Genomic DNA, 21449 nt, shown 5'->3' with positions numbered 1-21449 from the left:
TTTATTGATTGTACTTTTGCTACCTTTGCGCAAAGTATAAATTTAAATGATTTTAAAGGGTTTTAAGGAAAAATCTAATAAAAAGTATTTAAACAAAATGTTATCTAAACGTAAGGTTTACGTCGACGATAGCAAAGTTGGTAGCTTGGGCGTTATTATAAATATTGATGAGTTAGACGATTTTGAATTATTTAGAGATTTGGCCACACATTTGAATGTTCGTCCAAATAAGCTTAAAGTGATAGCTTTTTCCCCTTCTAAAACCGAAAAACCTAATTTTTGGGAGTTGTGTTTTAATCAAAAGGATATTGGTTGGAGTGGAGCAATAAAAAATATAGAGTTGCAGGCTTTTCTAGATAAACCCTTCGATGTTTTAATTAGTTATTATACAAGTAGTGAAATAGAATTAAAGCTACTCACGGGCTTGTCTAAGGCAAAATTTAAAATAGGTATTTTACAAACAGACCCTAGACTTAACGATTTAATAATTAAAACCAATTTAGACGAATTTAAGGTATTTAAGAACGAAGTTTTTAAGTACTTAACTATATTAAATAAGATTAAAGATGAACAATAAATTTTTAGGCACTGGAGTGGCCTTGGTTACACCATTTAAAACCGATTTAAGTATCGACCATGACGCCTTGACTAAGATTGTAAATTTCAATATTGAAAATGGCACCGATTATTTGGTGATTTGTGGTACAACAGGAGAAAGTGTTACCTTAACTAAACAGGAAAAGCAAGACGTAATTGCTACTATAAGCCAAGCTAATAATGGTAGGGTGCCTATGGTTTTGGGGATTGGGGGAAACAATACAGCTACAGTTATAGAAGAAATAAAAACTACCGATTTAAGTAATATGGACGCTATTTTATCGGTGGGACCATATTATAGTAAGCCAACACAAGAAGGGCTTTACCAGCATTTTAAAGCCATTTCTGAGGCCTGTCCAGTAGATGTGATCTTGTATAATGTGCCAGGAAGGACTTCAAAGAATATGGAACCAGAAACCACAATTCGTCTGGCCAACGATTTTAATAATATTGTAGGAGTAAAAGAAGCGGGTAATAATGTGGCTCAATATTTACAATTATTAAAGGATAAACCAGAAGACTTTTTGGTTATTTCTGGTGACGACGACTTAGCATTAGGTGTAGTCTTAGCAGGAGGAGCAGGTGTTATTTCGGTAATAGGCCAGGCGTTCCCTAAAGATTTTTCGAATATGATTCGTTTAGGATTGCAAGGAAAAGCCAAAGAAGCATATAGCATTCACTTTAAACTTATGGATATTATAGGTTATATTTTTGAAGAGAATAATCCGGCAGGAATTAAAGCTGTTTTTGAAGCATTAGGCTTATGCCAGGATTCTGTTAGATTGCCATTAGTGCCAGCTTCACAACAGCTAAAGTCGAAAATTAAGGGCTTCGTTAACGATTTTAAATAGTGTTAAATATTACTTAAACCCTATTGGGGCTGTGTTTCAACAGTTATTTTAGCGTTTAAAATATTTTTTTAAAATCCATATTAATACCTTAATTTTGCATCCTGTTTTAAACTATGAAGAAATTTCTATACATATTATTGGCATTCACGATATTAAGTTCATGCAGCGAATATCAAAAAGTTTTAAAGGCTGAAGATATTGCACCAAAATTTAAAATGGGTGAAGCGCTTTATAATGAGGGTAAATTTGAAAAGGCCAACCGTCTTTTTGCACAAATAGTACCAAATTATAGGGGGAAGCCACAAGCGGAAAAATTGATGTATCTGTATTCTAACTCGTTCTATAAAATGAAGGACTACTATGTAGCAGGATATCAGTTTGAGCGTTTTGCTTCTAGTTATCCAAGTAGTGAAAAAGTGGAGGAAGCTTCATTTTTAAGTGCTAAAAGTTATTATATGCTTTCTCCAGTTTACACTAAGGATCAAACTGAAACTACCGAAGCAATAGAAAAACTTCAAAATTTTATCAATTTATTTCCAGAGTCACAGTATTTGGAAGAGGCTAATAAATTGGTGAAAGAGTTGGAATTTAAGTTAGAGAAAAAAGCTTTTGAAATAGCTAAGCAATACAATAAAATAGCGTATAGGTCTGACGAGCTTATTGCAGCAATAAAATCTTTTGAAAACTTTATTTTTGAGTTTCCAGGATCTACATTACGTGAAGATGCCATGTTCTACATATTGGATTCGGCTTACAAACTGGCAGTTAATAGTGTGGAATACAAGCAAACCATTGAAGGAGGTGCCAGACAGGTAGAGCATCTTAGAAAAAACCGTTTGGAGAAAGGAAAAGAGTATTGTAGTGTATTTAAAAAGTCTTTTGTCAATTCAAAATATATGGAAGAAGTTAATAGAATGGCAGAAGAAATAGATAAAGAATTGCAGCATTATCATACCGAAAGTTAATTTTGGATATTAAATTATATAAGTAAAAACGCCACAGGCAAAAAAATAAAATAAAGCGACAAAATGGATTTAAAGAAAACCAAAGCTCCTGTTAATACAATGACTTACGATAGGAATCAAATCGATGAGCAAACAGGGAATATCTATGAGGCTATTTCTATCATATCAAGAAGGGCGGAGCAAATTAATACTGAGATTAAAAAAGAACTTATCGATAAGTTAGAGGAGTTTGCGACTTACAACGATAGTCTTGAAGAAATTTTTGAAAACAAAGAGCAGATAGAAGTATCTAAGTTTTACGAAAAGCTTCCAAAACCTCATGCTTTGGCCGTACAAGAGTGGTTAAAGGAAAAAGTTTACTTTAGAAATACTGAGGAAGATTCTCAGGAATAATTTCAACATGTCAATATTAAGCGGCAAAAATATACTATTAGGCATAACTGCTGGTATTGCCGCTTATAAAACGGCTGCTTTAGTTCGTTTGTTTGTAAAATCGGGAGCCAATGTAAAAGTGGTTATGACGCCCGCTTCAAAAGATTTTATAACCCCACTTACCTTATCAACACTTTCAAAACATCCTGTTTATTCTTCATTCACAAATGATGAAGAAGATAAAGCTATGTGGAATAACCATGTAGAGTTGGGCCTTTGGGCCGATCTAATTGTTATTGCACCAGCAACCGCCAATACATTGTCTAAAATGGCCAATGGGGTCTGCGACAATTTATTATTGGCAACTTATCTGTCGGCTAAATGTCCTGTGTATTTTGCACCAGCCATGGACTTAGATATGTACAAGCACGATAGTACCTTGCGATCGTTTAAGACTTTAAAAAGTTATGGAAATGTTATGGTTCCAGCGACAAGTGGTGAATTGGCCAGTGGACTTATAGGCGAGGGGCGCATGGCAGAGCCAGAGGATATTGTTGCATTTATTGAAAATGATATATTGAGCAAGTTGCCCCTTAAAGGTAAAAAAGTACTTATTACAGCGGGGCCAACTTACGAAGCCATAGACCCAGTTCGTTTTATAGGAAATCATTCCAGTGGTAAAATGGGATTCGAAATAGCTAAAGTTGCTGCAAATTTAGGAGCCGAAGTTATTTTAGTAACAGGTCCAACCCATGAAAAGATAGTCCATAGCCTTGTTGAGGTCGTTCCTGTTGTTAGTGCGCAGGAAATGTACGATGCGGTGCATAATTACTATAACGAGACCAATATTGCTATTTTGTCTGCAGCTGTTGCCGATTTTAGGCCTAAAGAGGTCGCTAACCAAAAAATTAAAAAGAAGGAGTCCTCATTAACCATTATCTTAGAAAAAACCAAGGATATTTTGGAGTCCTTGGGAAAAGCTAAAACACATCAGTTTTTAGTAGGTTTTGCTTTGGAAACCAATAACGAACTGGAAAATGCAAAAGACAAACTAAAAAGAAAGAATTTAAATTTAATTGTTTTAAATTCGTTAAATGATAAAGGTGCCGGTTTTAAGAATAATACAAATAAAGTTACTTTTATAGATAATAAAGATCGCGTAACGGAGTTTGAATTAAAGAATAAAGCTGAAGTAGCCCAAGATTTATTTAATGAGATTTTAAAACATATCCATGCGTAATATTTTATTCAGTCTTCTTTTTTGTATTGGTTTTACTGGGGTTGCCCAAGAATTGAATTGCAGTGTGGTCGTTAATGCACAGCAAACCGGAAACGAAAACCAATCTATTTTCAAAACTTTAGAAAAACAACTTACCGAGTTTGTTAATAACACCAAATGGACCAATAAGGCATTTGGACCTCAAGAACGTATAGACTGCAGTATGGTTATAACCATTTCAGATTATAGTGGTGAAGCATTTCAGGGGTCTATCCAAGTGCAATCATCAAGACCGGTTTTTGGGTCGTCCTTTACAACACCAATTTATAATTTTAACGATAGGGACTTCTCATTTCGTTATTTAGAATTTCAAAACTTAATTTTTAATCCAACACAGTTTGAGTCCAATTTGGTTTCTGTATTGGCATACCATATATATATGATTTTGGGCTTGGACGCCGATTCTTTCCAAGAACAGGGCGGTGATACCTATTTTAAGCAAGCGCAGACCATAGTGAACTATTCCCAACAGGAAAATTTTAAAGGATGGAAATTGGAAGATGGCTTACAGAGTAGGTTTGCTTTAATCGATAATTTGCTTTCCCCTACATTTGCAGCTTACAGAAAGGTCATGTACGATTATCACCGATTGGGTTTGGATGTTATGAGTGAAAATACCAAAAAAGGGAAAGAGGCTGTAGCGGTTTCCTTAAAGTTATTTGAAGCTATGAACAGTCGTAGGCCTAATTCTTTTTTGTTGCGTACATTTTTTGATGCCAAAGCCGATGAGATAGAACAAATCTTTACAGATGGTCCCAATGTAAATATTGCCAGCGTTAAGGAAACACTTCAAAAAGTGGCACCTATGCATTCCAGCAAATGGGCAAATATTAAGTTTTAGTTCAATTCACTTTTTTAGTATATTTAACCCGTTGTGTATTTTGGGTAAAACTAATTCCAAAGATGTCAGTTCGAGTGTCCGCCAAAGGCGGGACGTATCGAGAACTATTTCAAAAGCTAAAATTCTTTTTCTCGATAGTTCTACTGAGCTGAGTCGAAGTACAAATTTTACTTATTTCAATCGTAAAATTCACTCGAAATGACAGAATTTTATCTAAATGCACAGCGAGAAATATTTAGTTTCATTCTAACCCAAAACAGTTTAACACATTTTGTTAGTATCACTTGCTATTAAAAATTATGCTCTAATCGACAGCCTACAAGTCGATTTTAATGATGGACTGTCTATTATTACAGGAGAAACGGGAGCAGGGAAATCCATTTTGCTCGGAGGCTTGTCTTTAATATTGGGTAAGCGTGCCGATTTAAGCAGCTTGAAAGACGACACTAATAAATGTGTCATTGAGGCTGTTTTTAATGTTTCAAACTATAACCTAAAGCCGTTATTTGAGCAAGAAGACTTGGATTACGATGCACAAACCATTATAAGACGCGAAATATTGCCTTCAGGTAAATCGCGGGCTTTTGTAAACGATTCACCGGTTAATTTAAATAGTTTACAATTATTGGGCGAGCGATTGATAGACATTCACTCGCAGCATCAAACCTTACGAATTGTCGATGATGCTTTTCAGTTTCAGGTTATCGATGCTCTAGCGGGTACGATTTCAGAATTAACAGATTATAAGAAGGAGCTAAAACATTATAAATTGCTTCAAAAGGCTTTAGAGGAGCTGGTTAATTTAAAATCGGAAGCGATTAAAGAACATGATTACAATGCCTTTTTATTAAATGAATTGGAGGAGGCCCATTTAGTTGAAGGCGAATTGGAAGCACTTGAAGAAGAGTATGAAACCTTAAATAATGTCGAGGATATTAAGGAAAAACTGGCCGAATCGTATCAATTGTTAAGTGATGAACAAATAGGTATTATCCCAGCACTTACACAGCTAAAGAACAACTTTAGTAAGCTTTCCGGACTGTCTTCTAAGTACAGTAATTTGTACGAACGCATTAATAGTAGTTTAATCGATTTGGATGATGCTTTTGGTGAAGTTGATGGTTTCCAGGAAGCACTTGAGGCTAACCCAGAACGGTTGGAACAGGTTAACGCCAAATTACAACTACTGCATAATTTAATGTTGAAGCATACCGCAAGCGACGTAGCTGAACTTATAGCTATAAGGGATAGTCTGGCCGATAAGGTTTCAATTACCGAAAACTTAGATGACACAATCTCACAAAAGCAATTGGAGATAACCGAGAAAATGAAGTTGCTCGATTCTATTTCAAAGACGATACATGAAAAAAGAGCAGCGGCCATTCCACAGTTAAAACAGCAATTGGAAGCAATTTTAAAAAACTTGGGAATGCCCAATGCGAGATTCAATATAGAACTAAAGCTAACCGATAATTTATTTTCCAATGGAAAAGACGACTTGTCCTTTTTATTTTCGGCTAATAAAGGGGGCGCTTTTTTGGAGTTGAAAAAAGCGGCTTCGGGGGGAGAGTTGTCAAGAATCATGTTAGCTATAAAGTCGGTGTTGTCAAATTATGTTCAATTGCCAACCATTATGTTCGATGAGATCGATACAGGGGTTTCTGGAGAGATATCCAATAAAATGGGAGAGATTATGTTGCAAATGAGTAAGACCATGCAAGTATTTGCCATAACCCATTTGCCACAGATAGCAGCCAAGGGCCATTCGCATTTTAAGGTCTTTAAAGAAGATGTTAACAACATGACCCAAACCAATTTAGTGAAACTAAATCATGATGAGCGCATCGTGGAAATAGCCCAGATGCTGGGCGGTTTGGATATGTCATCGTCTGCTATAGCCCATGCTAAAGAGTTATTAAATTAAAAAGGTCAACATTTTAAAGAGAACTACTTAAGGTTAAGCGCATGAGTATTTAAATCTCGATTATCTAGTAAAGTTTAGTACTTTTGCCAAATAAAATGAGTTATTAACAAAGCAACATATAAACGAGTATAATATGTACAATTTATTAAAAGGAAAAAAAGGAATCATTTTTGGGGCATTGGACTCCAACTCCATAGCTTGGAAAACTGCAGAGCGTGTTCATGAAGAAGGCGGTCAGTTTGTGCTAACCAATGCACCAGTAGCGATGCGAATGGGACAAATTAATGAGTTGGCAGAAAAAACAGGTTCTCAAATTATTCCTGCAGATGCCACGTCTATAGACGATTTACAAAACCTAATAGACCAGTCTATGGAAATTTTAGGAGGTAAGCTAGACTTTGTATTGCACTCTATAGGCATGTCCATAAACGTTAGAAAGGGGAGGTCCTACACAGACCAGAACTACGATTGGACGCAAAAAGGTACAGATGTTTCTGCTATGTCCTTTCATAAGTTGATGCAGACCCTATATAAATCGGATGCCATGAATGAGTGGGGAAGTATTGTGGCCTTAACCTATATGGCTGCACAACGTGTGTTTCCTGATTATAACGATATGGCCGATAACAAAGCTTATTTAGAAAGCATTGCACGTAGCTTTGGGTATTTCTTTGGAAGAGATAAAAACGTCCGCGTTAATACCATTTCACAATCGCCAACACCAACAACTGCTGGTAGTGGTGTAAAAGGCTTTGATGGTTTTATTGCTTATGCCGAAAAAATGTCGCCTCTTGGTAACGCCACAGCATTAGATTGTGCTAACTATACAGTATCCTTGTTTAGTGATTTAACAAAACGGGTAACGCTTCAAAACCTGTATAATGATGGAGGTTTCAGTAATATGGGAGTTAGCGATGCAGTTATGAGTACTTTTATTGGAGAAGAATAAGCTGTAGTTTTAAAAAAGATAATTCTAGCCACCTTTAAAAGGTGGCTTTTTTATGCGGAATAGTTACATTTGTGTATGCAACTACGTTATTCGTTTATTATACCCGTATATAATCGCCCAGAAGAGACTCAAGAGCTATTGCAAAGCTTTGTCGCTTTACAAACAGATATTGATTTTGAAGTGGTTATTGTTGAAGATGGTTCTACTATAACATCAGAGGCTATAGCTAATACGTTTAGCGATAAACTGGATATATCATATTACTTTAAGGAAAACTCGGGACCTGGAGATTCGAGGAATTACGGTATGCAACGGGCTAAAGGTAATTACTTTATTATTTTAGACTCCGATTGTATTTTACCAGAACATTATTTAACCGAAGTAGATAAGAGTTTAAATGCGCATTATGTGGACTGCTTTGGTGGGCCAGATGAGGCACATGAGTCCTTTACCAACCTTCAAAAGGCCATTAATTTTTCCATGACCTCATTCATTACAACAGGAGGCATAAGGGGAAATAAGCATAGTGTAGATAAATTTCAACCCAGAAGTTTTAATATGGGACTTTCTAAAGTGGCTTTTGAAGCTTCAAAAGGTTTTGGAACCATTCACCCGGGTGAAGACCCCGATCTATCGATAAGACTATGGCAATTGGGCTATAAAACCAAATTAATCCCTAATGCCTGCGTATATCATAAACGTAGAATTTCTTGGCGAAAGTTTTATGTACAAGTCCATAAATTTGGTATGGTACGCCCTATATTAAACCGGTGGCACCCCAGTACAAAAAAAATAACCTATTGGTTTCCAATACTGTTTGTTGCTGGTTTTACTGTAGCCTTGGTGATGCTCTTTATGGGGTACAAGTGGCTTATGCTCATATATGCACTGTATTTTGCAGTGGCGTTTATGTTGGCCTTGGTAAGTACCAAGAATGTGATTGTGGCTTTTTTGGCTTTGGTGGCTATTGCCATTCAATTTTTTGGCTATGGTTATGGATTTATTAAATCGACTTTGGCAATAGAGGTATTCAATAAGGATCCTAAAACCCATTTTCCTAATTTATTTTTTAAACAAGCATGATAAAGAAGGTTAAATCTAAATTACTAATATCCATAAAGAATAAGAAGATCAATGTGTTTTTATTGTTCTTGTTACTGGCCTTTATCATATTGATTTTTTCTAAGCTTTCTAAATCCTATACAAATACTATAGCATTTAGAATTGAAAAGGTTAACGTTCCGGAAAACAAGGTGGTTTTAAATAATTCCGATTCTATTTTGAACATAACCCTAAGGGCACATGGTTTTAGATGGCTAGGGCTATATTTTACCAAGCCAAAAGTTAAGATTGATTTTTCTAAAGATGTTACAATAAGTAACTCAAGGTTTATTTGGACAAAATCTGGTGCAAGGAGTTTTAGCAGCAACAATTTTACAAAACAATTGGATGTTATTGATGTTTTTCCAGATACCTTGGTGTTTAACTACGATGTTAATTTAGTTAAAAAAGTACCTGTGGTATTGAATACAAACATAACATTTAGTCCAGGTTTTGACACCTTCAAAGCATATCAAGCCACACCTGATTCTATTAAAATTATTGGGCCAAAGGAGATTGTAGATACCATCAACCAAGTAGAAACCGATACGCTTGTCTTAAAAGATGTAAAAACCAATATAAATAAAACAATAAAGCTAGAGTTGCCAGATAAAGGCGATATTCATTTTTCGCACACATCGGTAGATTTAAAGGCAAACGTAGAACGTTTCACAGAGGGAAATTTAAAGATTCCAGTAAATATTATTAATGCTCCTAATGAACTGCGAATAAAGTATTTTCCAAAGGAAGTAACAGTAACGTTCTATACCAGTTTAGAACATTTTAAAGAGGTTAAGCCTGGCGATTTTAAAGTGGTTTGCGATTACAGTAAAATTGATGATGAACACACCTTTTTTGAAGCACAGTTAGTGAAAACTTCAGAATATGCGAAGAGCGTTAAGCTTAACAATCAGCATGTTGAATTTATTATATTAAAATGACCATAGTAGGGCTTACAGGAGGAATAGGTAGTGGGAAAACCACGGTGGCCAATGCATTTAAAGCTTTGGGGATACCTATTTATATTGCCGATGAAGAGGCAAAAAAGCTCATGAATAAATCCAAAGTTATTCAACGAAAGCTGACTGAACTATTTGGGGAAGAAGCCTTTAAAAATGGTGTTTTAAACAGGCCCTATATCGCCGATGTTATCTTTAATAATAAAAGCTATCTAGCACAAATGAATGCGATCGTGCACCCACGGGTAGCTAGGCATTTTGAAAAATGGGTATTAAAACAAACAGCCCCTTATGTGATAAAGGAAGTGGCCGTACTATTTGAAAACGGAGGGTATAAAGCCTGCGATCTCGTAATTACCGTCACCGCACCAAAAGACGTTAGGGTTGCACGTTTATTGTCAAGAGATGAAATGACCAAGGCACGTATTGAAGCCATTATGAATAACCAGTGGGATGACAAGGATAGGGTAGCATTGTCCAACTTTGTTATAGAGAACATAGACTTAGAAAAAACAAGGGCACAGGTACTTAAAATCCACCATAAAATCCTTAAAAGAATAGCATAACCTGCCAATTTTAACATTTTTGTTAACGTTAGGTTAAATGCAAGGACTTCTAAATGTTAAAATGTTAAATTTGACTGATGAGCAAAAGAATATTTAGCCTACTAATCCTTTTAATGAGCTTATCTCTCATTGGGATTATATTTGTCCAGGCCTACTATATAAGGGGGTCTGTACAGAATGAAAATGAAAGGTTTAAGTTTAAGGTCAACGGGGTATTGTACAATGTTACAAAACAAATTCAAGACGATGAATTGGCCGGTTATTTTCAGACGTATCAAAAGGCTAAGAATTTATTGAATGAAAATGATGGAACGGATTCAGTAGCTGTAACTCAGTCGGTTTCTCAATTGTTCATTTACCAACAAAATAATGATACTAAACAAGCGCTTATTTATAAAAGTGGTATTTTAGAAGATAATTATAAGTTATCATCATCGCTCTTTGACATAGGTTTAGATAGTGTTAATATCAAAAACATTATTGGTAGTTCGAAAACGGAAATTTATAATAATATTGAGTTTTCTGAAAACGATGCCAATGAATCCCCTATATTAAGTATTATAAAAAGTGGGACCTTAAGTGAGGCAGAAAAGCTAAGCATAGAGAAAGATTTTAAGGCCATTTCTAAACGAAACCCCATATATAAAAGGGTTTCCAAAGAAAAAATTAAGGAACTGCTTTCTGAAAAATTAAAGGAAAAAGATATTGATATAGATTTTGAGTATGCTGTGTATAGTAATGACTTGGCAACAAAAGTGCAGAGTGATAATTTTGAATATGATAAAGCATCAACCTTTGGAGTGCCGATGTTTTATGACGAAAATAACGTAAGTACGTATAGGTTATTGGTGAATTTTCCTGATGATAAAAAGTTTATTTTATCCTCAATAATAGGGATGATTTTATTGTCTGTTGTATTCACTTCCATTATTATCATCGCCTATTCAAGTGCATTGTTTCAGTTAATAAAACAGCGAAAGATATCGCAAATTAAAACCGATTTTATCAATAACATGACGCATGAGTTTAAGACACCTATAGCAACTATTAATTTAGCTTTAGATGCCATTAAAAACCCTAAGATTATTGATGATAAAGATAAGGTAGTACGTTACCTTAATATGATAAAGGATGAAAATAAGCGTATGCATGCCCAAGTGGAAAATGTATTAAGAATATCTAAACTAGAGAAGAACGAACTAAATATTAGTAAGGACAGGGTAGATTTGCACGACTTAATTTTAAATGCCACTACCCATGTAGAGCTTATTGTGGAAAATAGGCGAGGGTATATAAAAACCTTTTTAGAAGCCGATAAGTCGTCGGTATTGGCCAACGAAACTCACTTTACTAATGTAATCGTTAACATATTGGACAATGCCATAAAATATTCCCCAGAGGCACCAAAGATTGAAGTATCAACCGAAAATGTAGGGACCAATATTTTATTAAGCATAAAAGACCACGGTAGTGGCATGAGTAAAGCAGCTGCCAAACGGGTGTTCGAAAAATTTTATAGAGAGCACACGGGAAATATACATAACGTAAAAGGACATGGTTTAGGATTGGCCTACGTAAAACGTATCGTAGATGACCATCAAGGCCATGTGTCGGTAGAAAGTGAAAAAGATAAAGGAAGCACATTTACCATAAAGCTTCCAATAATAACATAACTATGGAAGAAATAAACAAGAAAATTTTACTGGTAGAGGACGATCCTAATTTTGGAACCGTCCTTAAGGATTATTTAATGATGAACGATTACGATGTGGTACATGCTAAAAACGGTATGGAAGGTTTCGAGAAGTTTAAAAAGGATGATTTCGATTTATGTATTCTTGATGTTATGATGCCATATAAGGATGGCTTTACCCTAGCTAAGGAGATACGCGAAAAAAATACCGATGTGCCTATAGTGTTCCTAACGGCTAAGGCTATGAAGGAAGATGTACTTAAGGGCTATAAAGTAGGGGCAGACGATTACTTGAACAAACCGTTTGATAGCGAGGTTCTACTAATGAAAATAAAGGCCATTATACAGCGTAAGGCCACAGAAACCATATCGGATAGTAAGCAATTTGAATTCAAGATAGGCCGTTTCGATTTAAACTCTAAGTTGCGTTTTTTACGATTTGATGGTGGAGAGCCTATTAAATTATCGCCAAAGGAAAATGAATTGTTACGCTTATTGGCTTTACATGAAAACGATTTAATGCCACGTGAGTTGGCGCTTACCAAAATATGGCGCGACGACAATTACTTCACTTCACGAAGTATGGACGTGTACATTGCCAAATTGCGTAAATACCTAAAGCTAGATGAAAAAGTTGAGATTCTTAACATTCATGGAGAAGGGTTTCGATTGGTGATTAATGATTAAGTACTTTTTGAATGATAAAATAAAATCCAGCCTCAAGCTGGATTTTTTTTATGTACTTTAATATATATACCACTTTTGAGCTTTTGTCATACAGAGCTTGTTTCGGTATTTATTACATTTAAGAAGCTGTCATTTTTTCCATCTTACTCAGTGCTATATGAAAGATTTAAGCAGTACATAGATATCATGTCGACAGCACGATGGGACATCTAATGATTGCGAGTGTGGCCTTCAATAGCTGCACAATATACTTTCAAACAAAATATATTTTGGTTTCAGTAACATTAGAAATGATAAGTTAAAATGATTTTCAATTGGTTAAGTTCATTACAATTTAGTACTTCTCAAAATCATCCAAAGCAAAAGCCTTGTTAAAAGATATGTCATTGATGGTGTTGTTTTCAGAAGAGTCGTAGTCCACCAGTATTTTCCATTGTGTATTTACTTGTTTTAAAATTACATGAAACTTTCCATAATAACACACTTCATTGGGTGTATTGGGGTTTCTGGTCAATTTATATATACCACGCTCCGAAGCTGTTTCCTCATTGCAAATCCGTTCTAAAAACCGAAAGGCAATGGTTTGATGTACGACTTTATCTTTCCAATTGATTTTATAACTTTTAATATAAGCCCCTTTATTCCTAATGGTCTTGCCATTCCCACTAACACGTACTAAGTCGTCGCTATGCAGGCTTGCAAACAGGTTGGTATCCAAAGTTTCAAAAGCTTTAGTGAACTTGTCCCAAATTTGGGTGTTAATGGCTTTTAAGCATGTTTTGTTTTGTGATATTGCTTGGTTGGGAACTAACAGAAATATGCAAAAAATAGAAGAATACAATAATTTCATTACAAGGCCTTTTTATGTCATTAAGATATGAAATAAATTTCAAGGCCTTTACAATTCGTTAGTCTGAGTTACTTCTAAAATAAAAAGTATCGGACGATTATCCATAAAACTTCGCGATAGTTCTGCAGGCTCTGCCGAAGCACATCACGCCTATGGCGCGACACTTGAAGTTGATGATATAACTTAAATACGCTCGGTTAACCACGTCTTGAACTCATAAAAGTTTTGGGGAGCTACACCATGGCCTACTGGAAATTCGTTATAGAGGTGTTTAATGCCCAATTGCTTTAAGAATGGCGGTGTTTGTCTGGCCCAGTCCACAGGGATTACTTGGTCTACGCTACCGTGGGAGCAGTAGAAATCTAAATGTGAGTAGTCGTAGTTACCAAAATCATTAGGAATAATCTCTTGATTGACATAGCCACTTAAGGCGACAATGTTTTTTACTTTTTCTGGGTAGGTCAAGGCTACTGCATAGCTTAGTATAGTACCCTGGCTAAAGCCCAATAGGGACACATTGTCTTTATTTATAGGGTAGGTCGCAGTAGCTTCATCAATAAATTTAGCAATTAAATCCCGTGACGAAGCAGCTTGTACATTGTCGTTCCATTTTCCTTTTTCGGCATCAAAATTAATGGTGTACCAGGCACTACCATAGGGTTGCATTGGGTAAGGGGCTCTTACGGAAATAATGAACAGTTCTTCGGGTAATTCAGATGCAAATGAAAACAAATCGTTTTCATCACTGCCATAACCATGCATCATAATAAGCAATGGAGCATTGCTGGTTAAACTCGATTCACGAATAACATGATGTAAAGAAAGGGACGTATTTACCATTTATCTACCTATGTTAGCAAACCATTGTTGAAATTTTTCACCAACATAAGGTAATGGTTTTACTTTGTTTTGTATAATGCTAATAAAAGAATATAACCATGATATGGCAGAGATAAGCCATAAAATGTAGCCAAGTGTACCATTAATATATTTATCTGTTATTTGAGCGATAAATAGCATAATAATTAACCCTAGCATTTGTCTGTTATAGAAAGCGGTGTATGTGTTTTTTTTATCGGCATTCATAATGATGGCGATAATTAATCCAACAAATGTGATATGGCTAACAATGGCCATAGTTTTACCTTCGTTTATCTCCTGCTCTGTCATGATCCTTTAATTTAAAACTACTTTGTTATTTGAAATAATACCGTATACTTTACCTTTTAAAGTGCTTCCCTCAAAAATGGCATTCTTTGATCGGGACTTAATATCTTTTTGGGTGAATGTATAGGTTTCGTCTGGATTGAAAAGTGTCGCATTTAGCTTATTGCCTATGCTTATTGATGTAGGTTCAATGCCAAACCGTGATTTCCCTTTGGTTAATACTTCAATGGATTTTTCAGTATTTAGTATAGTTTGTAAAGCACTAAAAGCACTTTCCAATCCTATTGTGCCGTAATTGGCATGGTCAAATTCCACCTTTTTTTCTTCAACATCTATTGGGGAGTGATCGCTGGTGACCATATCTATTGTGCCATCTTTTAGTCCTTCAATAAGTGCAGTAACATCACTTTGTGTACGTAAAGGGGGCAATACTTTAAAATTAGTGTTAAAGTCGCTTAAAGCTTCATCTGTAATGCATAGGTTATGGACGGCTACACTACAGGTAACGTCTAATTTTTTGGCTTTAGCTTCTTTTATAAGTTCAACCGATTTAGCTGTTGAAATGGTTGGGATATGTAGTTTGCCTCCTGTATATTCCAATAAAAATAAATCGCGTGCTACTTGCAGTTCTTCGGCTAGGGCTGGATTCCCTTTTAGCCCCAGTTTAGTACTGGTAATATGTTCGTTCATCACGCCATTTCGGGTAATTCTGTTTTCTTGTGGGAACGAACAGACCAAACCATTAAAATTACTGGCATATTGCAATGCGATTTTTAGCATATTAGGATTAGTGATGGCTGCCTTGTAGTCGTAAAATGCTACGGCCCCGGCAGTTTTCATATCGAACAGCTCAGCTAAATCCTCACCTTTACTGGAACGTGTTAAAGCACCAATGGGCAGTAAGGTAACGGCATGGTTGGCCGATTTGGACAATACAAAGGCTATATCGGTATTGGTATCAATAACTGGATTGGTATTGGCATTCATGGCTACACAGGTAAACCCAGAGGCCGCTGCCGCTTTTAAGCCATTTTCAATAGTTTCACGCTCTTCGTAACCTGGTTCTCCAAAGCAAACACTGCTATCGAACCAACCTTGTGATACATGTAGGTTGTCTAACTGTATCTCTGTATAATCGTTAGGATTTTTTAGGTTACTGCCAATGTTTGTAATCGTGCCGTTTTCAATTAATATATCTTGAGTCGTATTATGAAACTCGCTTTTAGGATCTATTATTGTAGCAGACTTGATAAGTATGTTCATTTAAAATATTTTAAGATGAGCATTTCTATAATGAGTAAGATTAGTGCAAAAATAACAAACCATTTCCATAGGGCGTTAATTTTTGTGTCACTTTTTATGGTGTTAAACACATCGGCAATGGAATCGCTTAGACTTACTTGCTCAAGGTTAGAAAGATTCGAGTAAATTAAATCGCTTTCATTTCTGTTATAATTATAACTAACAGTAGCTAACGTTTGCGCTTTATTGTTTACGGAATAGGTGCCAGCCACCGATGGGCTTTCTAGGGTTTTAACAACAACCTTGTTGTTATATTGTTGCTGCCTTGGAATGATATTGATGTCGTCTTTAACCAATGATAAAATATCATCCTTTTGTAAAGGGGTTGTGATTGCAAAACTATTGTCCTGGCCTATCGTGTAATATAGATTGGGGAGTTTAAGACTGTATTTTCCAATATTGTAAAGTGTAGGAACAATTAAAGGGGAACTTTTAAAGTTTGAAGTTGCTTCGTTTAAAGCAGCCCCAAATACAAAAACCTTATTGTTTGTGCTTAAAAAAGAACTGCCGTTTTCAAATCGTAATGCCGGAGCGGTCGTACGGGATGAGATAGGGTAGTACCCATTAACCTTGGGGTACTGAAAGTTTTTAACTTCTTTTTCAAAAACACCATTGTTATAAAGCGGGTGTGAAAAATTTATGGTCGTAATGCGTTTGTCATTTGGCAGATAATCGTTTAGAGCCATATTATAGTCAAGCAGCAGGGCATTATAAGATGGTTTGTTGATGGAGGTTGATGGAATAACGAGTAATGAGCCTCCTTCAGAAACAAATGATTTAAGCGTTGAAGCCAACGGATTGGGGATTAATTCCAATTCGTTTAGGATGATAAGTTGTTGGTCGCTAATAAGATTATAGTCCAGTTGGTTAATCTCTGTTCCAGAATAATTAAATTCGTTGGGTGTATATATGCGTTTTAAAAAGTCGTCATTGTTACCGTTAATGGCCAGTACATTAATTTTTTGACTATTGTTGCTATTAAAATACAGGGTGTTATCAAATTGAAGTGATGCATCATCAATCACAATCTTGCCATTAATAACGGAATTGTTGGGTAAGGAAAATGTAGTCTGTACGGTATTGTTTAATTCAACTGAAGTTTTTGCAATAAGGTTATTGTTATTAAATAATGAAACTGGGAGGGTTTCTGTTGAACGACCACTATTTTTTAAAGTAACGGTTAATTCCAAACTGGTAGCATTGCTATTGGAAATGTAGGCACTATCTACGGCAATATTGTTTGTGGTTACCGGTTGAAGTTGTATTAAGTGCACATGGGTTAAAGAGTCGATTGTTGATGTAAAATTAGTTTCAGTTCCTTGAAAATCTGAAATGAACACCAAGTTTTTGATGGTATTTCCCTGCTTTTTAAATAAGGTTTTGCTTTTTAATAATGCGGCTTTTGTAGGTAGGGAGGTAGCAGTATAGTCCAGTTGTAACAATTCATTTTTAATTGCTTTAATGGAGGTGTTCTTAAAGGTTGCATCGTTGGTGAGTATCGATAGGTTTTCGTTTTCTGGAACATTAGCTATTATATCCTGTACCGCACGTTTTAATAATTCACCTTGGCTCCCTTTGGCCTGCACGCTAAAGGAATTGTCAAGATAAATAACGGTTTCTGTTTTACTGTTTACGTTGGATGTTTTAGAGGTAAAAGGTTGTGCAAAAGCTAAAATGATAGCAGCAAATAACAGTAGTCTGGTTGCCAGGACAAGCCACTTTTTTATTTGTGAACTTTTTCGGGTTTGTAGTGTGGCCTTTTTTAAAAAAGCAACGTTGGTAAACGCTATCTTTTTAAACTTGCGTAACTGGAAAAGGTGAACAATAATAGGAATTAACAGTAAAAATAAAGCGTAAAGAATTTCGGGGTGTTTAAACTGCATTCGTTTATTTATTAGGTAATTTATCTTAATTTTGGGAATGTCAGTTCGAGTAATTCTGAATCCAAATCAGCTTAATTGTTATAAGGAAAGGATTCAGAATTGTATCGAAAACTTTAGTCCGTAAAACTTCTCGATACAATTTTGATTACCATCAAAATCACTCGAAGTGACAGCAACTCTCAAACCTACATATTTTTTTGATTCTATTAAAGGTTGAAATTAAATAATTTTTAAGCGCCTTAAGTATTTAAAGAGTCTAAAGTATTGAAGTATATAAAATAGGTTTCATCTTATTGTTAATCTTCTCAGTATACTTAGAACCTTTCTAGGTGAACTCTGTGGTTTAAATATAACCACAAAGATTGCAAAGAAGCGCAAAGAACACAAAGTATATTAACTTTTATTATAAGTTAAAAGAACCCGCTTTAAAACTTTAGGCCTTTTTAGTGCACTTCAAGTACTTTTTACTAGCAAAAGAACACATAATCTTCTACAGGTTTTAAACCTAATGTATTCAAATAGGCTCTAATCTCTTGTTGTGCTTTTTTATTGGCAACTGTTATAATGCTTTGTGGGTTTTGGATAGCCTTTAATGCATTAAAGGGCTGCATGGTTTTTCCATAAATGCTTTTTCCAATTTTTTTTGGGTTATCACAAATCCATTCAAACGAAATTTGATGCTTTAAAAGTATCTCTGCTGCTTTTTTACCTTTATTACCTGCACCCCAAACCACTAATGTTTTATTGGGGTTATAATCTATATCAATAAAATGTTGTGTCTTTAAAGTAGTAAAATGGTTGTGTGCATAGTGGATGTGGGTACGCGAGGTTCGAGTACTGTAATCGCGCCAATAATGTAACACTTGGTCGCACGGGATGCATTTGTATTGGTGTTTGTAAAACCTAAAAGTTAAGTCGTAGTCTTCTGGATAAACATTCGGATTGAAGGCACCACAAGCTATTAAGTCGGTCTTATAGACCATCCAGCAGGGTGATGGGATAACACATTCCTTGTAAATTTCAGAATAGTTGTTTCCAGTACGTGTTAGTTTGTTCAACCAGGTTTCGTAACTTTTATAACCAGGGCCAACACCTTCTTTGCAAAAGTATTCCACCAATCCTATGGCAATATGTTTTTCACCATGGGCTAGCAAGTTGTTGGTCAAAAGTTCCAATTTGTTGGGTGGCATGATGTCATCGCTATCCATTCGTGTTATAAAAGTGCCATGAGCTTGTTGTAATGCAAGTTGTAAAGCAGCAATAATGCCTTCTCCTGTGTTTTTAAACAGCTTGATTCTCGAATCTATTTTAGCATAGCGTCCTACAATTTCAAAGCTGGTATCGGTAGAACCGTCATCAACTATTAAAAGCTCCCAACGAGTATAGGTTTGGTTTATTATAGATTCTATACATTCAGGAAGAAAAGAAGCTGTATTTTTAAACGGTGTTAAGATGCTTACTAGAGGTTGTTGCATAATGCGAATTTAACATAACCTTATGAAAATAGGGGGTAACATAATAGTATTTTTGACGTCACGTAAAAAAAAATTTAACTAGAATATATGAATACTAGATTTTTAAGCCTTGCTGTAGCGGGCATGTTGTTGGTGAGTTGTGGAGGCGCTAAAAATACAGCTAACGATCTGGCTGTTAATACTCCTATTGTATCGGCCATACATTTGGAAAAGGTAACGGACGATAAAGTGCCTGTTAGTATAGACCCAGGGCGTTTTACTACAGAAACAGTAATTTACAGATTGCCTAAGGTGGTACAGGGCACCTATTCGGTAAGCGATTTTGGAAAGTATGTGGATGATTTTAAAGCGTTTGATTACAAAGGCAATGAGATGGAAGTGAGTAAACTAGATAACAATTCTTGGTCAATAAACAATGCCAAGCAACTGGATAAGATTACTTATTGGGTTAATGACACTTACGATATTGAAGGAAATGAAGGAGGGATAGGCAAAGAGGTTCCATTTTCACCATCGGGAACTAATATTGAGCCCGACAATTATGTGTTGAACCTTCATGGTTTTATTGGTTATTTTGATGTTCTAAAAAATAACCAATATAAGTTAGATGTTACGGCGCCTAAGGCATTTTTCCATACTTCGGCTTTGCAAAATATGGGATCTAAAACCAGTGATGACGGAAAGACCATAACCAATTCCTATATGGCCAATCGTTATTTTGAAATTACCGATAACCCTATGATGTATGGTAATTTAGATGTTGAAGAATTCCAGGTTGGTGATATAAAAATAGTGTTAAGTGTTTATTCTCCAAACAAATTGCATTCAGCAAAATCGCTTAAGGAAACTATTTTTAAGATGATGCAGGCACAAAAAAAATACTTAGGCGATATTAACAGTACAGCGCGTTATGATATTTATGTGTACTTATCTGAAGGCAAGGAAGAGTCGCCAAAAGGATTTGGTGCGTTAGAACATCATACCTCTACTGTTGTTGTTATGCCAGAGTCTATGTCTGAAGAGGCATTGGCTAGTAGTATGATTGATGTGGTATCACATGAATTTTTTCATATTGTAACACCGTTGAGTGTACATTCTGAAGATGTGCATTATTTTGATTATAACAATCCAACCTTCTCTAAGCACTTATGGATGTATGAAGGGGTGACCGAATATTTTGCAACACTATTCCAGGTTAATCAAGGTTTAGTTGATGAGGCTGAATTTTATAATAAAATCATGGATAAAATTCAGTATTCAAAACAAATGAACGATGCCATGAGTTTTACCATTATGAGTGAGAACGTCTTAAAAGAGCCTTACAAAGACCAATATTTGAATGTGTATCAAAAAGGTGCGTTAATTGGGATGTGTATTGATATTTTAATGCGAGAGGAAAGTGATGGGCAGAGGGGCATTTTATCCTTAATGAAAGAACTGTCCAACAAATATGGAAAAAACAAACCTTTTGAAGATGATAAGCTAATTGATGAAATTGTAGCTATGACCTATCCGTCGTTAAGGGAATTTTTCGATACCCATGTTATTGGAGACCTTCCCATAAATTATAATGAGTTTTTTGATAAAGTAGGCTTGGAAATAGGAGAGACCAGAGTAAAGGCCAATTATATCTTAATGAATGGAACGCCTATTGTTAGCGGAGACCCACAACAAGGCACCATCTTCTTTACCGAAATGGCTTTAGAAAATAGCTTTTGGGCAGAACAAGGGGTTCAGGTTAACGATGTTATTAAATCTATAGATGGTAAAGCGTTAACCTTACAAAATGCTAACGAGCTATTGCAGGAGGTGTTTTTATGGGAGCCAGGAAGAGCTATTGAAGTGAAGTTGGACCGTAATGGAGAAGAAATCGTTATAAAAACAACTACAACCCAAGGTTATACTACAGGAGAAGGATTAATTAAAAAAGCAGATGCTACAGCAGAACAAAAGGCTTTACGAGAAGCTTGGTTAAGAGGGTAAACTGA

The 21449-nt window shown here is 35.6% G+C and carries 20 protein-coding genes; 14 read left to right on the top strand and 6 right to left on the bottom strand.

Annotated elements, in window-relative coordinates; genetic code table 11:
* Positions 1-46: 46 nt before the first annotated feature.
* The 13 genes from MR062_RS13215 (at position 47) to MR062_RS13155 (ending at position 12784) form a co-directional block, all read left to right on the top strand.
* Positions 47-577: a DUF6913 domain-containing protein gene (locus MR062_RS13215; RefSeq protein ID WP_394800543.1), complete on the top strand. Its 531-nt coding sequence runs from the start codon at positions 47-49 to the stop codon at positions 575-577.
* Entirely contained in the window at positions 567-1448 is an 882-nt protein-coding gene (gene dapA / locus MR062_RS13210) for a 4-hydroxy-tetrahydrodipicolinate synthase (protein ID WP_242205039.1), read from the top strand. Before MR062_RS13215 ends, dapA begins: the two co-directional genes overlap by 11 nt.
* A 113-nt stretch (positions 1449-1561) precedes the next feature.
* The gene (locus MR062_RS13205) at positions 1562-2413 is read left to right on the top strand and encodes an outer membrane protein assembly factor BamD (protein WP_242205038.1); all 852 of its coding nucleotides are present in this window, start codon (positions 1562-1564) and stop codon (positions 2411-2413) included.
* 63 nt (positions 2414-2476) lie between these two features.
* Positions 2477-2806, top strand: coding sequence for a DNA-directed RNA polymerase subunit omega (locus tag MR062_RS13200; protein ID WP_242205036.1), 330 nt, complete (start codon positions 2477-2479; stop codon positions 2804-2806).
* A 7-nt stretch (positions 2807-2813) separates the two neighbouring features.
* Positions 2814-4025, top strand: coding sequence for a bifunctional phosphopantothenoylcysteine decarboxylase/phosphopantothenate--cysteine ligase CoaBC (coaBC, locus tag MR062_RS13195; RefSeq protein WP_242205034.1), 1212 nt, complete (start codon positions 2814-2816; stop codon positions 4023-4025).
* A complete protein-coding gene (gene porD / locus MR062_RS13190; protein ID WP_242205033.1) occupies positions 4018-4905 on the top strand; it encodes a type IX secretion system protein PorD in 888 nt (295 codons plus the stop codon). Before coaBC ends, porD begins: the two co-directional genes overlap by 8 nt.
* A 271-nt stretch (positions 4906-5176) precedes the next feature.
* Positions 5177-6829 (top strand): DNA repair protein RecN, encoded by a 1653-nt coding sequence (recN, locus tag MR062_RS13185; RefSeq protein WP_242205031.1) that lies wholly within the window; start codon positions 5177-5179, stop codon positions 6827-6829.
* Between the two features lie 133 nt (positions 6830-6962).
* The gene (locus tag MR062_RS13180; protein ID WP_242205029.1) at positions 6963-7778 is read left to right on the top strand and encodes an enoyl-ACP reductase FabI; all 816 of its coding nucleotides are present in this window, start codon (positions 6963-6965) and stop codon (positions 7776-7778) included.
* 75 nt (positions 7779-7853) lie between these two features.
* The gene (locus tag MR062_RS13175; protein ID WP_242205027.1) at positions 7854-8861 is read left to right on the top strand and encodes a glycosyltransferase; all 1008 of its coding nucleotides are present in this window, start codon (positions 7854-7856) and stop codon (positions 8859-8861) included.
* Positions 8858-9820, top strand: coding sequence for a CdaR family protein (locus tag MR062_RS13170; protein ID WP_242205025.1), 963 nt, complete (start codon positions 8858-8860; stop codon positions 9818-9820). The genes MR062_RS13175 and MR062_RS13170 overlap by 4 nt, the downstream gene beginning before the upstream one ends.
* A complete protein-coding gene (coaE, locus tag MR062_RS13165) occupies positions 9817-10404 on the top strand; it encodes a dephospho-CoA kinase (protein ID WP_242205023.1) in 588 nt (195 codons plus the stop codon). The genes MR062_RS13170 and coaE overlap by 4 nt, the downstream gene beginning before the upstream one ends.
* Positions 10405-10481: 77 nt before the next feature.
* Positions 10482-12077 (top strand): sensor histidine kinase, encoded by a 1596-nt coding sequence (locus tag MR062_RS13160; RefSeq protein ID WP_242205021.1) that lies wholly within the window; start codon positions 10482-10484, stop codon positions 12075-12077.
* Positions 12078-12079: 2 nt separating this feature from the next.
* Positions 12080-12784, top strand: a complete 705-nt coding sequence (locus MR062_RS13155) for a response regulator transcription factor (RefSeq protein ID WP_242205020.1) — start codon at positions 12080-12082, stop codon at positions 12782-12784.
* A 334-nt stretch (positions 12785-13118) separates the two neighbouring features.
* On the opposite strand, the gene MR062_RS13150 is transcribed toward MR062_RS13155, so the two are convergent.
* The 6 genes from MR062_RS13150 to MR062_RS13125 form a co-directional block, all read right to left on the bottom strand.
* On the bottom strand, positions 13119-13634 hold the full coding sequence (locus tag MR062_RS13150) for a YybH family protein (RefSeq protein WP_242205018.1): 516 nt from the start codon (positions 13632-13634) through the stop codon (positions 13119-13121).
* Between the two features lie 183 nt (positions 13635-13817).
* Positions 13818-14474, bottom strand: a complete 657-nt coding sequence (locus tag MR062_RS13145; protein ID WP_242205016.1) for an alpha/beta hydrolase — start codon at positions 14472-14474, stop codon at positions 13818-13820.
* A complete protein-coding gene (locus MR062_RS13140) occupies positions 14475-14804 on the bottom strand; it encodes a hypothetical protein (protein ID WP_242205014.1) in 330 nt (109 codons plus the stop codon). It abuts the gene before it with no gap.
* 6 nt (positions 14805-14810) lie between these two features.
* A complete protein-coding gene (locus MR062_RS13135) occupies positions 14811-16064 on the bottom strand; it encodes a dihydroorotase (protein ID WP_242205012.1) in 1254 nt (417 codons plus the stop codon).
* On the bottom strand, positions 16061-17986 hold the full coding sequence (locus MR062_RS13130) for a BatA domain-containing protein (RefSeq protein WP_242205010.1): 1926 nt from the start codon (positions 17984-17986) through the stop codon (positions 16061-16063). Before MR062_RS13130 ends, MR062_RS13135 begins: the two co-directional genes overlap by 4 nt.
* 467 nt (positions 17987-18453) lie before the next feature.
* Positions 18454-19461 carry a glycosyltransferase family 2 protein gene (locus MR062_RS13125; protein ID WP_242205008.1) on the bottom strand — a complete coding sequence of 336 codons (1008 nt, stop codon included), beginning with the start codon at positions 19459-19461 and terminating at the stop codon, positions 18454-18456.
* An 87-nt stretch (positions 19462-19548) separates the two neighbouring features.
* Between MR062_RS13125 and MR062_RS13120 the strand changes: the two genes are divergently transcribed.
* Positions 19549-21444 carry a M61 family metallopeptidase gene (locus tag MR062_RS13120; protein WP_242205006.1) on the top strand — a complete coding sequence of 632 codons (1896 nt, stop codon included), beginning with the start codon at positions 19549-19551 and terminating at the stop codon, positions 21442-21444.
* Positions 21445-21449 lie beyond the last annotated feature (5 nt).

The organism is Aestuariivivens insulae, from assembly GCF_022662195.1.
Taxonomy (GTDB): Bacteria; Bacteroidota; Bacteroidia; order Flavobacteriales; family Flavobacteriaceae; genus Aestuariivivens; species Aestuariivivens insulae.
The sequence above is the reverse complement of the archived record's forward strand: the minus strand, read 5'-3'. Positions and strand labels throughout refer to the sequence as shown.

Bases quoted from the DNA above. Each gene is read 5' to 3' on its own strand.
- MR062_RS13160 (WP_242205021.1), top strand. From the start codon at position 10,482: ATGAGCAAAAGAATATTTAGCCTACTAATCCTTTTAATGAGCTTATCT.
- porD (WP_242205033.1), top strand. From the start codon at position 4,018: ATGCGTAATATTTTATTCAGTCTTCTTTTTTGTATTGGTTTTACTGGG.
- MR062_RS13155 (WP_242205020.1), top strand. From the start codon at position 12,080: ATGGAAGAAATAAACAAGAAAATTTTACTGGTAGAGGACGATCCTAAT.
- MR062_RS13120 (WP_242205006.1), top strand. From the start codon at position 19,549: ATGAATACTAGATTTTTAAGCCTTGCTGTAGCGGGCATGTTGTTGGTG.
- dapA (WP_242205039.1), top strand. From the start codon at position 567: ATGAACAATAAATTTTTAGGCACTGGAGTGGCCTTGGTTACACCATTT.
- MR062_RS13140 (WP_242205014.1), bottom strand. From the start codon at position 14,804: ATGACAGAGCAGGAGATAAACGAAGGTAAAACTATGGCCATTGTTAGC.
- MR062_RS13200 (WP_242205036.1), top strand. From the start codon at position 2,477: ATGGATTTAAAGAAAACCAAAGCTCCTGTTAATACAATGACTTACGAT.
- MR062_RS13215 (WP_394800543.1), top strand. From the start codon at position 47: ATGATTTTAAAGGGTTTTAAGGAAAAATCTAATAAAAAGTATTTAAAC.
- MR062_RS13125 (WP_242205008.1), bottom strand. From the start codon at position 19,461: ATGCAACAACCTCTAGTAAGCATCTTAACACCGTTTAAAAATACAGCT.
- MR062_RS13205 (WP_242205038.1), top strand. From the start codon at position 1,562: ATGAAGAAATTTCTATACATATTATTGGCATTCACGATATTAAGTTCA.
- MR062_RS13180 (WP_242205029.1), top strand. From the start codon at position 6,963: ATGTACAATTTATTAAAAGGAAAAAAAGGAATCATTTTTGGGGCATTG.
- MR062_RS13170 (WP_242205025.1), top strand. From the start codon at position 8,858: ATGATAAAGAAGGTTAAATCTAAATTACTAATATCCATAAAGAATAAG.
- MR062_RS13150 (WP_242205018.1), bottom strand. From the start codon at position 13,634: ATGAAATTATTGTATTCTTCTATTTTTTGCATATTTCTGTTAGTTCCC.
- MR062_RS13130 (WP_242205010.1), bottom strand. From the start codon at position 17,986: ATGCAGTTTAAACACCCCGAAATTCTTTACGCTTTATTTTTACTGTTA.
- coaE (WP_242205023.1), top strand. From the start codon at position 9,817: ATGACCATAGTAGGGCTTACAGGAGGAATAGGTAGTGGGAAAACCACG.
- MR062_RS13135 (WP_242205012.1), bottom strand. From the start codon at position 16,064: ATGAACATACTTATCAAGTCTGCTACAATAATAGATCCTAAAAGCGAG.
- MR062_RS13175 (WP_242205027.1), top strand. From the start codon at position 7,854: ATGCAACTACGTTATTCGTTTATTATACCCGTATATAATCGCCCAGAA.
- MR062_RS13145 (WP_242205016.1), bottom strand. From the start codon at position 14,474: ATGGTAAATACGTCCCTTTCTTTACATCATGTTATTCGTGAATCGAGT.
- coaBC (WP_242205034.1), top strand. From the start codon at position 2,814: ATGTCAATATTAAGCGGCAAAAATATACTATTAGGCATAACTGCTGGT.